The organism is Flavobacterium amylolyticum, from assembly GCF_048284335.1.
In the GTDB taxonomy this organism is placed as follows: domain Bacteria; phylum Bacteroidota; class Bacteroidia; order Flavobacteriales; family Flavobacteriaceae; genus Flavobacterium.
On sequence record NZ_JBLVPG010000001.1, the window covers coordinates 1,216,600 to 1,229,052 of the forward strand.

The window sequence follows — 12,453 nt, forward strand, 5'->3', positions numbered from 1 at the left end:
GGTCTAGTGGCTCCATGTCAATCGACTTTCGACTTTCGACTTTATGACTTTCAAACTAAAAATATGAAACTTACATTAAAAATATGGCGCCAGAAAAATGCCGCTGCAGAAGGTAAAATAGTTGAATACCCTATAGATCATATTGAGCCTGATATGTCATTCCTTGAAATGCTTGACATTTTGAATGATGAATTAATCATGAAAGGAGATGAGCCTGTTGCATTTGATCACGACTGTCGTGAAGGAATTTGCGGAATGTGTTCTTTGTACATCAATGGTGAAGCTCATGGACCAGACAGAGGTGTTACTACTTGTCAATTACACATGAGAATGTTCAAGGATGGTGATACTATTTTTATTGAGCCATTCAGAGCAAAAGCTTTTCCTGTAATTAGAGATTTAGTGGTTGACAGAAGTTCTTTTGACAGGATTCAACATGCTGGAGGATTTATATCTGTAAACACATCCGGAAATACCATCGATGCAAATACGATTCCTATCAATAAGAAAGATGCTGATGATGCTTTTGATGCGGCTTCATGTATTGGTTGCGGTGCTTGTGTTGCGAGTTGTAAAAACTCCTCTGCAATGTTATTTGTTGCTGCAAAAGTATCTCAATATGCGTTGTTACCACAAGGAAGAATTGAAGCTACTGATCGTGTTTTGAACATGGTAAGCCAAATGGATGCGGAAGGTTTTGGTAATTGTACTAATACTGGAGCTTGTGAAGTGGAATGTCCAAAAGGAATATCTCTTGAGAATATTGCTCGTATGAATAGAGAATATTTATCAGCAAGTTTGAAAGGATAATACGTTTGTTTAGACTTTAGATTCTAAAGATTAAAAAATAATTTAAAACGCATTCAATGTCAAAGTTGAATGCGTTTTTTTATAAATAAATAGTTAATTTATGAATGTTTAGTTTTTCCATCCCCAAGGTGCAGAGGGCGTTGGGACTGTTTTTGTTAAATCAAATTTTACAGTAAATAATCGGTCTGAACCAATGCGTCTTAGGTTATAGGTAAAAGAAGTTTCATCTAAAGTAATCCACCAAACATTAGCAGAAGCACTTGGTATTAAAGTACCTGTTTCTTGATCAGCTGGAAAAAATTGGAGCGTAGGGGAACCAGAATTAGATGCTGTTCCACCATATTGTGTAACCTTGTCTTCGGATCCATCTTCGTGGCGGTGGTCGTGTTTCAATTGAATACGGTCGTTTTGGTATGTCAATACCCAAGTTCTAGATTTGTCTTCACCTACAAAAAATGGAATTCGAATTGAGTTTGTATCACAACTGCGAATGTGCATCACTAATTTTTTATCTCTAAAAGTATCATTGGTTGCGCCTGCTAGTATTTCTCCTTCAAATGATTTGCCACATTGGTTTTGTAGATTTTCCCAAAATTCTTTTGCCCCTGATTTTTCCTGTCCAAAAATAAAAATAGAAAATAGTAGCGAGTATATAATGAATGTATTTTTCATAAAATTATTTTTTGCTAATATAATGAACTTATGGTATTGTGATATTTCTTATTTTTATAAAAAATAAAGTAAAATGAAAATTATCCTGATTCAAGCTCCTTTAGTTTGGGAAAACCCAAAGTCAAATCGTGATTATTTTGAGGCTAGAATAAATGCCATTACTGAGAAGGTTGATTTAATCGTTCTTCCAGAAATGTTTACCAGCGGTTTTACGATGGACCCATCGATTGTAGCAGAAACAATGGAAGGTGAAACGATTGTGTTGTTAAAGGCTTTGGCGCAAGCTAGAAACAGTGCCATTACAGGAAGCTTAGTTATAGAGGAAAATAATACTTTTTACAACAGAATGGTATTTGTTTTTCCTTCTGGGGCAATTCAGTGCTATGATAAAAAACACTTGTTTACATTGGCGGGCGAAGATAAAGTTTATACTAGTGGTACCCAAAAAACGATTGTTGATTATTTAGACTGGAAAATTTGTCTTCAAATATGTTACGATTTGAGGTTTCCTGTATTTTCCAGAAATTCTGAAGATTATGACTTGGTGATTTATGTTGCAAGTTGGCCAAAAATAAGAACTAATGCTTGGGATGCTTTATTGAAAGCACGGGCAATAGAAAATATGAGTTATGCAATTGGTGTTAATAGAATAGGAACCGATGCGAATGGTTATGAATACATAGGACACTCACAAGCGATCGATTTTCTCGGAAATTATGTTTTAGAACCGCAAGAGTCTGAAGGTGTTTTTACAGTAGTATTAGACAAAGAAAAAATGTTAGAAACCCGACAAAAATTAGGTTTTTTAAACGACAGAGATTCTTTTGAAATAAAAAAGATACAGCTCTAGTTTATCTTTTCTGTTTTCTTTTTAGGTTCCGGGCTATAGGGTAAGCTCAAGTCAAATATCTCTTCCCAGTCAAAATTAGCATGTAGATTTATTTCTTTAGAAGAATAGATTACTTCCTCAGCCTGACGCTTTTCTAAATAATTACCGGAATCCCATTCCTTATTTTTATTGGTGTCATAAATTACCCGAAGCGAAAATACAGAAGGTTCCAGTAAGTTGAAATCGACTGTAGTGCCATTTTCCGAATATTCAGAGGCTAAAATATCACCTTTGGAGTTAGCGAGTTCCACGATGATGGGAAATTGTTTTACGTTTTGTAATAGCACCCTTAGATTTGCCGTTTCAGAATAGCTTTTTGTATTTAGTTTATAGGTCAAAGTATCGTTTGACTTTTCAAAAAAATCGGTTAACGCTCCAGGCAAAATTTCAAAAGTGTAATTTTCTGAAGGTTCTTTTTTAAAGTCAAAATATAGTTTTTGATTAAATTCGTCATATTCAGTGGTAAAAGGCACTATGGTTTTGGCATTGTTGATCAAATTTATTTTAGAATTCTCAATACGAATTAATGGAGTGGAGCTCTCTAAAGTAAATCGTTCTCGGAAGTTTAAGGAACTGGTTTGTATAGCAGAGATACTTAAGGTGTCCTTTTTCTGATCTTTTACTTTAAAGGTGAAATTGGTTTGGTATTTGTCTTTGGCAAGAACTATATTTAATGAATCGACCTTAATGGGTTTGTGCCAGATTTGAAGAGAATCCTTTTTTGGGAATTTAGTAATGATCGTAGACAAGATGTCACTGTTATTTTTCAAGGTTATTTTCGGTAGGTCATTAGCATGATTTATTTTACCTTCATATCCCATTAATAATTTATTTCCGGACGTTTGGCTTGGTTTGAAAGCTTTAAATGGAAGTGTTTCCTTAAATAATTCCAACTCATAAATGGTATCGTTAGGAATAATAATAAATTCTTTGCTGAATCCAATTTTATCTGTTTTTGGGTTGTATTTGTTGTTGCTGTTGTAGTCTTTCATAGCTACAAGGAGGTATTTTCCAGCTTTTAAATTTTCAAAACGAAAAGTCTTCAGGCTGTCTAAAGTATTAGTCACGTATCTTGGGTTCTCATTATAGACTACCGAATCTTTAAAAGTGTCATTTATGTCATAAAGCATAACCGAAACGAATGATTCCACTTCTTTGTCATAAGCGCTTTTTACCGTTCCGCCAAGGCTTAAAGAGTCAATATAGTCGCCTGTAGAAAACACGTATTTGAATTGATTGAAGGGGTTTCCTTCGTTGTTGTCAACGATGCTTTGGCCAAAATTAAAGCTGTAAGTGGTATTTGGTTGTAGTGTGTCTTTTATTTTTATTGATATCGTTTTGCTCGCCGTTGTAGGTAAAATCAACGGTTCATTTTTCATTGGAGGAGAAATGATTAATTGTTTATTCAGGTTTTTAAGTTTAATATTTTCATCAAACACTAATTTAATTTCACTTCCCTTAAAGTTGGTGCTGAAGTTTTCTGGGAAACTCATTTTCAAAACCGGTGCAATAGTATCTTTTAAACCACCTGTTATAGAGCCTCTTTTAGCGCATCCAACAAGAATTAAAAGCAATAAAAAAAAGGTGTATTTTAAATTGTTTTTCAACATATCAAATCATAATTAGAATGTACAAAATAACAATTATAATTCTTGCTATCGAAATTTTTTAATGAATTATTATGACTGATTAAATTTTGCTAACTTTTTAGAATGGCTGCCTTTTTTTGGTTTTAATGTTTAATTTTACGTCAAGTAAATTTTATTGCTGAAGCTTGCTGATTAAACTTACAATAAACGTTGAATTGATAGTATAGATGATGAGAAAAATAGAACATATAGGTATTGCTGTTAAAGACTTAGAAGTGTCAAATTTAATTTTCGAGAAACTCTTAGGATCTCCAGCTTATAAATTTGAAGATGTAGAAACTGAAGGAGTGTCCACCTCTTTTTTTAGGAATGGACCCAATAAAATTGAACTCCTTGCTGCTACCAATCCAGAAAGTCCTATCGCTAAGTTCATAGAAAAAAAGGGAGAAGGGATTCATCATATCGCTTTTGATGTTGAAGATATTGTATCCGAAATTACGCGTTTAAAAAACGAAGGATTTATAGTTTTGAATGAAATTCCTAAAATTGGTGCTGATAATAAGTTAGTCGCTTTTTTGCATCCTAAGAGCACGAATGGCGTTCTGATTGAATTGTGTCAGGAAATAAAATAATTTAAGTACAGGTAAATGGGTAGTATTCTAATATTCAGTTGGTTTGTGTTTAAAATTAATTAATAATTAAACTATATTAAAATCTAAGTCAAAAATATTTGGAGCAAATGAAAAATAGTGGTAATATTGCACACTCTTAACCGGTCCTATAGCTCAGCTGGTTAGAGCACCTGACTCATAATCAGGTGGTCCCTGGTTCGAGCCCAGGTGGGACCACATCTTAAGTTTAAAAAGCCTTATAAACATTGCGTTTGTAAGGCTTTTTTATTTTCAGGGGACGAATGAGGGGACGAATTATTCTTGATTTTCAAGTGTTGTATTAGAAATGTTTAGAATAGTAAATAAAAAAAACCTCAATAAAGAGGCTTTTGTAAATTTATAAGAACAACAAATGATTGGTTTAAGCAAGTAGTGTTTTTATAGATTATATTCTAATTCAAAACATAGAAGTTAAAATTTTGAATTAATTTTGTTCTTTTTCAATATATTCACTGTGACTTCTAAATATTGAATCTGCGAGCCTAGTTCCCGTTGACACAAGTTTTGATAAGACTCTTAACTGCTCTTTACACGCGATGCTTTCAGTTGCTGTTGGATAGTTAATTGTATGGTCAATTTCTCCCCAAATTTCTTCAAATAATGTTCTTACTTGAATTTCACAACAAACTACAGCGGTTGGATTATTGGGTTTTATCAAATAATGTATACTAGTATAAAAAGTGTCCCTTACTTCTGTTTCAATATTATGTTTGGTAAAAAACTCAACTGATTCTGGATCCCAAGTCATTGCTTTTGGAGCTTCTACATATAGCCAATCACCATTGTCAATTTTTTCCTGAATTGCATTGTGGATATCAATAAACTGATCTTGATACAGATGCAGAATTCTAACCCCAATGAAATCTGTTATTTCTGTAAACAAATTATTTGTATCTATTATTTTTCCACTTTTATGTTTTCTAATTAATTTTTGTTCTAAATGTTCTGGATCTTTAAATCTGGATTTTATAGAATGGATTATAGGCAAAGGCTTGCGGTTGAGTTTTCTGTGTTTCTCAAAAAAAGCAAGAACACTTGGTAAGAATTGTTCAAACTCAAATAATTTATCTTTATATAATTCAACGGTTTCTTTAACTCCTTCCATAGATAAATTAGTTTAATTTTTCAACTCTTAACAATAGAGAATTTGCGAATTCAATATATTTATCTTTAGTTTCTCGATAAAGATTATTGAAGCCTCTATTGACTTCAATTTGTCTATCAGCTAGGAACTGTTTATTTGTTTTTTCTAAATGTGAATAGACTTCTGGAACTTTCCATAAAGGGCAATTTAGCGCTTGCGAAACTGATGGAAATGTGTTGTGTGAATGTATTACTGCGCTTTTTCCAATTGGTGTTTTCAGTTCTTCATTAGTTAATAATTCTCTATTTGGTTCTTTAATATAGGTTTTGATAACATCAGGTATTTGATTTACATATGAAAAGTGAGCTTTAGCTAAATCGTATTCATTATATCCAGTATATTTTTTTGCATTATAGATTGTAAAGCCTAAAAATTGTACAAATTTTTCAGGAAATTTATTGCGTTTGTCTGTTGAAATTAAATTATATATCGTTTCAAATTCTCTTTTCCATAAATCCAATGAACTTCCAATATTTCGTATGCCATATAAACTGAACATGTCTGGTTGTGCAGGGACAAAAAAACCATCTACTGTTGAAATTATAGTTTTATTTAAGATTCCTAAACTTGGAGATGTGTCTATTATAATATATTCATAGTTATTTTGGCTGTTATACAAATTACATATTTCTCTAATCTTAGTTATTGTTCTTATCGCAAGATTGTCTCCTTGATAAGCTCCACTCCATCTTTCAGCTAACTTGTTTTCAAACTTATGAATAGATAATCTCCCAGGTATTAAATCTAAATTTTCATTTAGTTGAACTGTGGGAGGAAGAATTTCGAAATCACTAATACCGTCTTCTGTAGGTTTTAGCAAAAAGTGAATACTTCGTGGTGTTTTTAAAACTTCTTGATTTTCTCTAAATGCCTTTTCGAAATCTTCAATATAGTCATCCTCTTCAGCCCATATTTCATGAAGATATTCAGTTTCTATCCCGCAGATTGTTAAGTTACACTGAGGATCCAAATCAATCATTAGGGTTTTTTTACCCATTTCACTTAAAGCATAACCTAAGTGAAATCCTAGAGTTGACTTTCCTACTCCGCCTTTATTATTAAATAATGAGATTATTTTCATTTAAAGTTTATTTGTTTAAAGAGATCTTATCACAATTGATAGTTATCAATTTAGATGATTCTTCAAATATATGGAACTGTTACGAAATTTCGCAATTATTTTATCTCAAGTGATTTTAAAAATTCTTTCGATTTGTTCTTATGTTTTAAGAATTATAGCAAATTCAGGATTTAATTCAATAAATTTACATATCATTTCTTGGGCGACAATTCCAATAAATTCCATATCTGCGTCATTTTCAGGGTTAGAAAGTGATTTGTAAATCTGGTTTTTTGAGTATCCGTTATAAATTAATGTTGCGATATGTTTTTCTAAAATAATATCTTCTGAATCATATGAATTGATTGTTGCGAATTTTACTCCTTTTGGCAGTTTCTTTAAATTTGATTTATTGTTTTTCATAATGTTTTAGTTTGGTATTGCTTTATTTTTATCGTCTAGTCTTTTGTACAGTGGTAATGTTTGTCTGTTTAGGTTTATCATTTTTATATTTATAATCATTCTATTGCTATGGTCTTTTACTTCAAATTCTTTGAGTACGGCATCTAGCTTTTTAAATTCATCTACAAAACTAGAATCAGTGTAAAAATCAGTATAAAGTTCTGATACTTGTCTTGAACAATTCCATACTTGACAATCGAACTTATCACTGTTTTTAGTCACGTATTTTGTTACATACGAAGCGATAGAGCGAATATTATTTGAGTTTAACTGCCTAACATCAAATGCTGAAGAGGGTTTGTAGTTCTCGTCTCTCGGCAGTATGCCATTTTTCTTTTGTAGGTCAAGCCAATAATTCCACCACTTTTCAATTTTCCAATACTTGTTGGTTATCATATGAAAATGAATATTCCCCTTGAAAAAATCATTTTTGGTTTGTCTTTCAGCTACCCAAATGTATTGGAAGTTCTCACTTCTCTTTTTTACGTTATCTACAAACTTGCGTAATAAGTTTACCGCTTGTTCGTCCGTTACTTTGTTTAAAAAAGTTAGAGTAACAAAACTTAATCGTTTGTAGCATCTAGCAAAACATATTATTTTCTTTCTGATTTTTTGTTTTGACTTACGAGATAGAGACCGCATTTTTTTAATATGGTCTATTGGCTTTGGTTTCTTTTCTATTTTTGGTTTAGGTTCTTGTTTCTTTCTTTGAAGTGAAGAACCCGTAAACTCATCTTTGGGTATTATGCCGAACTCTCGAACCGAAAAAGCAACGCTAGTGCCGTATGTGTTTTTGACTATCATAATCTGAATCGTTGCACATTAATTAAAACCATTAAAAGGTTATTTATTAAAGGTTTTTATTGAAGGTGCTTATTTTTAAAGGTTAAAAAAAAAGGTCTATAAAAACGGAGGGATGAAGTTTCCTTTGTGAAATTGTTTAAGAAATTTACTTGTTCTACGTTCGTAAACATTCATATATTTCCAAGTTGGATGTGAATTATTTAGAAACATAGAGAAGCCATTTAATTTATGAACATAATTCCATTTTTTAGGCTTTGTTTCATGCTCTAAAAACACAATAACTGAGTAATCATTTTTATTAGTTTCCATTATTGTGTCCTTTTTTGTTAGGTGAAACAATAACTTTCAAAGCGTTTTCTATATCTTGTTGTTTGAATAGAACTCGGTTTCCAATTCGATAAGCTCGAATAATTCCTTCTTTGGTAAAAAGATGAAGAGTAGGTAATGAAATGTTTAGAATCCTAGCGGTTTCTTTTCTTGATTTTAAATCCTTGTCTTGAGATACGGGAGGATTTATAAATTGTTTGATTGCTTTTTCAAAAGCTTTGTTAAATGCGTTTTCGAAGTCTGATAACTCGAATGTGTGGAATGTTAAATTTGCCATTATTTTACTGTATTTAAGTTTATAATGGCGCAAATATGTGGGGTTTAGAAAATACCCCTTTACAATTTTTTACAATTTTTTACATTTTTTTACATTTTTTGTAGTACAAAAGCTAAAGAAGATTTAATTAAAAAATGGATGTGTTAATAGTTTATCTGCGTTTTGTTCTTGAGTTATTCTAATGTACTGCATAAAAGAACGCTCCGTTTTGTGCCCCGTTATTTTCATTATGGAAATAGCAGGAATATCCGCAATATATAAATTTGTTGCAAAACTTCTTCGAGCGGTATGTGTTGAAATGAGTTTGAATTTTGGCAACACTGATTTTTCAATTTTTCCTCCACGGGTTATTGTGGTTTCTATTAGCTCTTTTATGTTTGCTAAACTTGCGACCTCTTTCAGATAGGTATTTGTTACTTGATTAGTAAATGCTTTAGGCAGTTTGTTGTTGTGTTTTTTTAATATAGTTCTAACTGTTTTGTGCAGTGGAATTGCAACACGCTCACTCGTTTTTTGAGTTCTAATAAAAAGCATTGTGTTGTCATTGTTTATATTTTCGGGTTGTATCTGTGTGAAATCAGAAAATCTCAAACCGGTATAACACCCAATCAGAAACAAATCTCTTACTTTATCTAATCGAGGAGTTGCACTTAGTTTTAATTTTTCAAATTGTTGAAGTTCTTTAACACTTAAATAAACGGTGTCTGATTCTTCTCGGATAGTCTTAAATTTCTTTTTTCGAAACTCTAGATTCTCGTTTATACCTCTTTCAGTAGCTTCATTCATAAATGACTTTATAGTCTTGATATGTTTTCCGACTGTATTGGCTGATAATAAATGTTCTTGTGCGAGAAATGCAGTGTAATGATTGTAAAATTCTAAAGTGATATTTTCAAAATCAATAGTTTTGTATTTTGAAGAATATTCTTTTAAGTATTTGAAAGTAGTATTGTAAACTTTTATAGTTCCCTCACGTTTATTTAAAGCGCTTTCTTTTATGTAGCTTTCAACAAATGATAGAAAAGATTTCTTTTTGGGTTTCAAACGATGGTCGCTCAATTCGTTTTCGATTTCTTTTTTTAATAAAGTATTATTCGGTTGAATAGCATCATTTAGTAGTCTTCTAAATACATTTTTGATGGCGTTTTCGATTTTGTCTAGCCTTGTGTTAAACTCTGGGTATTCTGGGAATTGTTTTGTTTCTTTGCACCGTTGATTAGTTGGGTTCCAAAATTTAGGATTTATTCTTTCTGTAGTTGAATACTTAAATCTTGAATATTGATAATTGTATATCAGATAGATTAAAGTATCTGTTTTTGAATTCGGTTCTTTTAATATAAATTTAGCTTTCCCCATAGAAACAAATATATATAAATTTATAATAGGGGACGAATGAGGGGACGAATTTTTTTAATTTGGTCTAATTTTGTTTGATTTAAATTTGTTGTTAAGGTACTATTTACAAATGTTAAGCCTAGTAAATACAGTAAAATACGATAAAAATTGATAGGGTTTTATGTGGATCAGGTGGGACCACTATAAAAAAATCTTTCAATTTTTTGAAAGATTTTTTTTGTTTATATTAAATTTACAGTGTTTTTTTACACTAAAACACCCATTTATTATACGTTCTGTTGTTTTTGTTAAAACTATGTGGTTATTTTACAAGGAAATGCATCTCTTTAAAAATGTTTTATAAGATTAATTGTATCTTTATATTTTTCTAAATTTTATGAAGTTTTTAAAAAATATATTTTTTATTGCAACGGTATTTTTGCTGGGTATTTTTAATACTTTTGCTCAAGTTGCACCACCACCACCACCACCACCTGGGGAAGAAATTCCCGTTGTTTCTATTGATATGCATATTTTTGTATTGGTTGTATTGGCTTCACTTTTTGGAATTTATAGTATTTATAATTTCAAATTAAAGCAAAAAACTCCAATCTAAATTGGAGTTTTTTGCTTTAAGAATAGGGTTGTTATTTGTTGATATACAATCGAGAAACATATTTCCCGATGACATCAAATTCAAGGTTTGTTTTTGTGCCTACTTTGAAGTGTTTGAAATTGGTGTGTTCGTGGGTATAGGGAATGATAGCGACACTGAATTGATTCTTCTTTGAGTTCACTACTGTTAGGCTTACTCCGTTTACGGTAATTGATCCTTTTTCGATGGTGATGTTGTTGAGATTTTCGTCGTATTCAAAAGTGTAATACCAGCTACCTTCTGTTTGTTCTGTAGCGATACAGATGCCGGTTTGGTCCACGTGGCCCTGAACAATATGGCCGTCAAGTCGGTCGCCTAATTTCATTGCTCTTTCCAGATTGACACTGTCGCCGACGTTCCAGTCTGATAAGTTTGTTTTTTTTATGGTTTCGTCTATCGCGGTTACCGTGTAAAAAGTATCTTTTATGGCAACTACTGTAAGACATATTCCGTTATGGGCGACACTTTGGTCTATTCGAAGTTCGCTGGCAATTGATGAATTCATCGTTATGTGTGCGTTGGTCTTCTCTTTTTTTATTTCTTGGACGGTGCCAAGGGTTTCTATAATTCCTGTAAACATTTCTTGTTTTATTTTACTAAATTTGCACTTCAAAATTAGCAATAAATAACGTTACGTCATGATGAAAAAAGCAGAAAATATAATCGTAGGAATTTCTATTGGAGATTTAAACGGTATTGGAAGCGAGGTTGTTTTAAAAACATTCGAGGATATGCGTATGTTAGAGTTGTGTACTCCTGTTATTTTTGCGAATGTTAAGTTATTGTCCTTTGTGAAAAAAGGTTTTCAATCGACTTCCTTATTGCATGGCATTGATAAGCTGGATCAAATTGTCCCTGGCAAGATTAATGTTTTGAATCTTTGGAGAGAAGGTGTGGATTTGAATCTAGGAGTAAATGATTCGAAAGCTGGAGAATATGCAATAAAATCATTTGTTGCTGCTACTAAAGCTTTAAAAGAGGGGCTTGTTGATGTGCTGGTAACAGCGCCAATAAATAAATACAACATACAATCTGAGGAATTTAAGTTTCCGGGTCATACTGATTATCTGGATCAGGAATTAGAGGGCAATGCTCTTATGTTGATGGTTCAGGATAATTTAAGAGTGGGGTTATTGACGGATCACATCCCTTTAAGCGAAGTGGCTTCGCATCTTACAGAGGAGTTAATAAGGAAAAAAATTGAAACGATTAAGCAATCGTTGATTCAAGATTTTAGTATTAATAAGCCTAAAATAGCTGTGCTGGGGTTAAACCCGCATTGTGGCGATGGAGGAGTTATTGGAACAGAGGATGATCTGATATTGAAACCAGCCTTAAAAAAAATATTTGATAAAGGAACATTAGTTTTTGGACCGTTTGCTGCGGATGGTTTTTTTGGTAGTAATCAATACGAGAAATATGATGCGGTTATAGCAACCTATCACGATCAGGGATTGATTCCTTTTAAAACATTGTCTTTTGGTAAAGGAGTGAATTATACTGCGGGATTAAATAAAATAAGAACCTCGCCTGACCATGGTACGGCTTACGATATAGCAGGGAAGGGAATAGCAGATTTCAATTCATTTAAAGAGGCAGTGTATCTGGCAATCGATATTTATCATTCGAGAAATCAACATGCCGAAATCAGTGCGAAACCATTGAAAACAAAAGAAAAGCAGTTGTGAACAAAAAAAAGTGAATAACATTATTAGATTTGCAATAATTTTATATCTTTGCACTCCCGAAGTTTAGGGG

15 protein-coding genes and 1 tRNA gene are annotated in these 12,453 nt (G+C 32.1%); 6 read left to right on the plus strand and 10 right to left on the minus strand.

Features of this window, described 5'->3' with window-relative positions:
• Positions 1 to 63: 63 nt before the first annotated feature.
• Positions 64 to 810, plus strand: a complete 747-nt coding sequence (locus ACNQF9_RS05410) for a succinate dehydrogenase/fumarate reductase iron-sulfur subunit (RefSeq protein ID WP_417959221.1) — start codon at positions 64 to 66, stop codon at positions 808 to 810.
• Between the two features lie 108 nt (positions 811 to 918).
• Here the strand turns inward: ACNQF9_RS05410 and ACNQF9_RS05415 are convergent, their stop codons facing one another.
• Entirely contained in the window at positions 919 to 1,482 is a 564-nt protein-coding gene (locus ACNQF9_RS05415; RefSeq protein WP_417959222.1) for a hypothetical protein, read from the minus strand.
• A 73-nt stretch (positions 1,483 to 1,555) separates the two neighbouring features.
• Here ACNQF9_RS05415 and ACNQF9_RS05420 point away from each other — a divergent pair, with 73 nt between their 5' ends.
• Positions 1,556 to 2,332 (plus strand): nitrilase family protein, encoded by a 777-nt coding sequence (locus tag ACNQF9_RS05420; RefSeq protein WP_417959223.1) that lies wholly within the window; start codon positions 1,556 to 1,558, stop codon positions 2,330 to 2,332.
• Here ACNQF9_RS05420 and ACNQF9_RS05425 read toward each other — a convergent pair.
• The gene (locus ACNQF9_RS05425) at positions 2,329 to 3,981 is read right to left on the minus strand and encodes an Ig-like domain-containing domain (RefSeq protein WP_417989786.1); all 1,653 of its coding nucleotides are present in this window, start codon (positions 3,979 to 3,981) and stop codon (positions 2,329 to 2,331) included. The genes ACNQF9_RS05420 and ACNQF9_RS05425 overlap by 4 nt on opposite strands.
• A gap of 209 nt (positions 3,982 to 4,190) precedes the next feature.
• Between ACNQF9_RS05425 and mce the strand changes: the two genes are divergently transcribed.
• Both mce and ACNQF9_RS05435 read left to right on the plus strand, forming a co-directional pair.
• Positions 4,191 to 4,592 carry a methylmalonyl-CoA epimerase gene (gene mce / locus ACNQF9_RS05430; protein ID WP_417959408.1) on the plus strand — a complete coding sequence of 134 codons (402 nt, stop codon included), beginning with the start codon at positions 4,191 to 4,193 and terminating at the stop codon, positions 4,590 to 4,592.
• 142 nt (positions 4,593 to 4,734) lie between these two features.
• Positions 4,735 to 4,808: transfer RNA gene (locus ACNQF9_RS05435), tRNA-Ile, on the plus strand.
• A 247-nt stretch (positions 4,809 to 5,055) separates the two neighbouring features.
• Here the strand turns inward: ACNQF9_RS05435 and ACNQF9_RS05440 are convergent.
• The 7 genes from ACNQF9_RS05440 to ACNQF9_RS05470 form a co-directional block, all read right to left on the minus strand.
• Complete coding sequence (locus ACNQF9_RS05440) at positions 5,056 to 5,736, minus strand: RelA/SpoT domain-containing protein (protein ID WP_417989787.1); 681 nt, start codon at positions 5,734 to 5,736, stop codon at positions 5,056 to 5,058.
• A 7-nt stretch (positions 5,737 to 5,743) separates the two neighbouring features.
• A complete protein-coding gene (locus tag ACNQF9_RS05445; protein ID WP_417989788.1) occupies positions 5,744 to 6,856 on the minus strand; it encodes a ParA family protein in 1,113 nt (370 codons plus the stop codon).
• Between the two features lie 138 nt (positions 6,857 to 6,994).
• Positions 6,995 to 7,258 carry a hypothetical protein gene (locus ACNQF9_RS05450; protein ID WP_417989789.1) on the minus strand — a complete coding sequence of 88 codons (264 nt, stop codon included), beginning with the start codon at positions 7,256 to 7,258 and terminating at the stop codon, positions 6,995 to 6,997.
• A 6-nt stretch (positions 7,259 to 7,264) separates the two neighbouring features.
• Positions 7,265 to 8,101, minus strand: a complete 837-nt coding sequence (locus ACNQF9_RS05455) for a rolling circle replication-associated protein (protein WP_417989790.1) — start codon at positions 8,099 to 8,101, stop codon at positions 7,265 to 7,267.
• 96 nt (positions 8,102 to 8,197) lie between these two features.
• Positions 8,198 to 8,410 (minus strand): hypothetical protein, encoded by a 213-nt coding sequence (locus ACNQF9_RS05460; protein ID WP_417989791.1) that lies wholly within the window; start codon positions 8,408 to 8,410, stop codon positions 8,198 to 8,200.
• Positions 8,400 to 8,705 carry a helix-turn-helix domain-containing protein gene (locus ACNQF9_RS05465; protein ID WP_417989792.1) on the minus strand — a complete coding sequence of 102 codons (306 nt, stop codon included), beginning with the start codon at positions 8,703 to 8,705 and terminating at the stop codon, positions 8,400 to 8,402. The genes ACNQF9_RS05460 and ACNQF9_RS05465 overlap by 11 nt, the downstream gene beginning before the upstream one ends.
• A 123-nt stretch (positions 8,706 to 8,828) precedes the next feature.
• Positions 8,829 to 10,061, minus strand: a complete 1,233-nt coding sequence (locus tag ACNQF9_RS05470) for a site-specific integrase (protein ID WP_417989793.1) — start codon at positions 10,059 to 10,061, stop codon at positions 8,829 to 8,831.
• Between the two features lie 376 nt (positions 10,062 to 10,437).
• On the opposite strand from ACNQF9_RS05470, the gene ACNQF9_RS05475 reads away from it, so the two are divergent.
• On the plus strand, positions 10,438 to 10,656 hold the full coding sequence (locus ACNQF9_RS05475) for a hypothetical protein (RefSeq protein ID WP_417959225.1): 219 nt from the start codon (positions 10,438 to 10,440) through the stop codon (positions 10,654 to 10,656).
• 31 nt (positions 10,657 to 10,687) lie between these two features.
• Here the strand turns inward: ACNQF9_RS05475 and ACNQF9_RS05480 are convergent, their stop codons facing one another.
• Positions 10,688 to 11,275, minus strand: coding sequence for a riboflavin synthase (locus ACNQF9_RS05480; RefSeq protein WP_417989794.1), 588 nt, complete (start codon positions 11,273 to 11,275; stop codon positions 10,688 to 10,690).
• A 58-nt stretch (positions 11,276 to 11,333) separates the two neighbouring features.
• Between ACNQF9_RS05480 and pdxA the strand changes: the two genes are divergently transcribed.
• Positions 11,334 to 12,383, plus strand: coding sequence for a 4-hydroxythreonine-4-phosphate dehydrogenase PdxA (pdxA, locus tag ACNQF9_RS05485; protein ID WP_417959227.1), 1,050 nt, complete (start codon positions 11,334 to 11,336; stop codon positions 12,381 to 12,383).
• Positions 12,384 to 12,453 lie beyond the last annotated feature (70 nt).

Excerpts from the sequence above, each read along its gene's own strand:
- ACNQF9_RS05410 (WP_417959221.1), top strand. The coding sequence starts at position 64 with ATGAAACTTACATTAAAAATATGGCGCCAGAAAAATGCCGCTGCAGAA.
- ACNQF9_RS05415 (WP_417959222.1), bottom strand. The coding sequence starts at position 1,482 with ATGAAAAATACATTCATTATATACTCGCTACTATTTTCTATTTTTATT.
- ACNQF9_RS05420 (WP_417959223.1), top strand. The coding sequence starts at position 1,556 with ATGAAAATTATCCTGATTCAAGCTCCTTTAGTTTGGGAAAACCCAAAG.
- ACNQF9_RS05425 (WP_417989786.1), bottom strand. The coding sequence starts at position 3,981 with ATGTTGAAAAACAATTTAAAATACACCTTTTTTTTATTGCTTTTAATT.
- mce (WP_417959408.1), top strand. The coding sequence starts at position 4,191 with ATGAGAAAAATAGAACATATAGGTATTGCTGTTAAAGACTTAGAAGTG.
- ACNQF9_RS05440 (WP_417989787.1), bottom strand. The coding sequence starts at position 5,736 with ATGGAAGGAGTTAAAGAAACCGTTGAATTATATAAAGATAAATTATTT.
- ACNQF9_RS05445 (WP_417989788.1), bottom strand. The coding sequence starts at position 6,856 with ATGAAAATAATCTCATTATTTAATAATAAAGGCGGAGTAGGAAAGTCA.
- ACNQF9_RS05450 (WP_417989789.1), bottom strand. The coding sequence starts at position 7,258 with ATGAAAAACAATAAATCAAATTTAAAGAAACTGCCAAAAGGAGTAAAA.
- ACNQF9_RS05455 (WP_417989790.1), bottom strand. The coding sequence starts at position 8,101 with ATGATAGTCAAAAACACATACGGCACTAGCGTTGCTTTTTCGGTTCGA.
- ACNQF9_RS05460 (WP_417989791.1), bottom strand. The coding sequence starts at position 8,410 with ATGGAAACTAATAAAAATGATTACTCAGTTATTGTGTTTTTAGAGCAT.
- ACNQF9_RS05465 (WP_417989792.1), bottom strand. The coding sequence starts at position 8,705 with ATGGCAAATTTAACATTCCACACATTCGAGTTATCAGACTTCGAAAAC.
- ACNQF9_RS05470 (WP_417989793.1), bottom strand. The coding sequence starts at position 10,061 with ATGGGGAAAGCTAAATTTATATTAAAAGAACCGAATTCAAAAACAGAT.
- ACNQF9_RS05475 (WP_417959225.1), top strand. The coding sequence starts at position 10,438 with ATGAAGTTTTTAAAAAATATATTTTTTATTGCAACGGTATTTTTGCTG.
- ACNQF9_RS05480 (WP_417989794.1), bottom strand. The coding sequence starts at position 11,275 with ATGTTTACAGGAATTATAGAAACCCTTGGCACCGTCCAAGAAATAAAA.
- pdxA (WP_417959227.1), top strand. The coding sequence starts at position 11,334 with ATGATGAAAAAAGCAGAAAATATAATCGTAGGAATTTCTATTGGAGAT.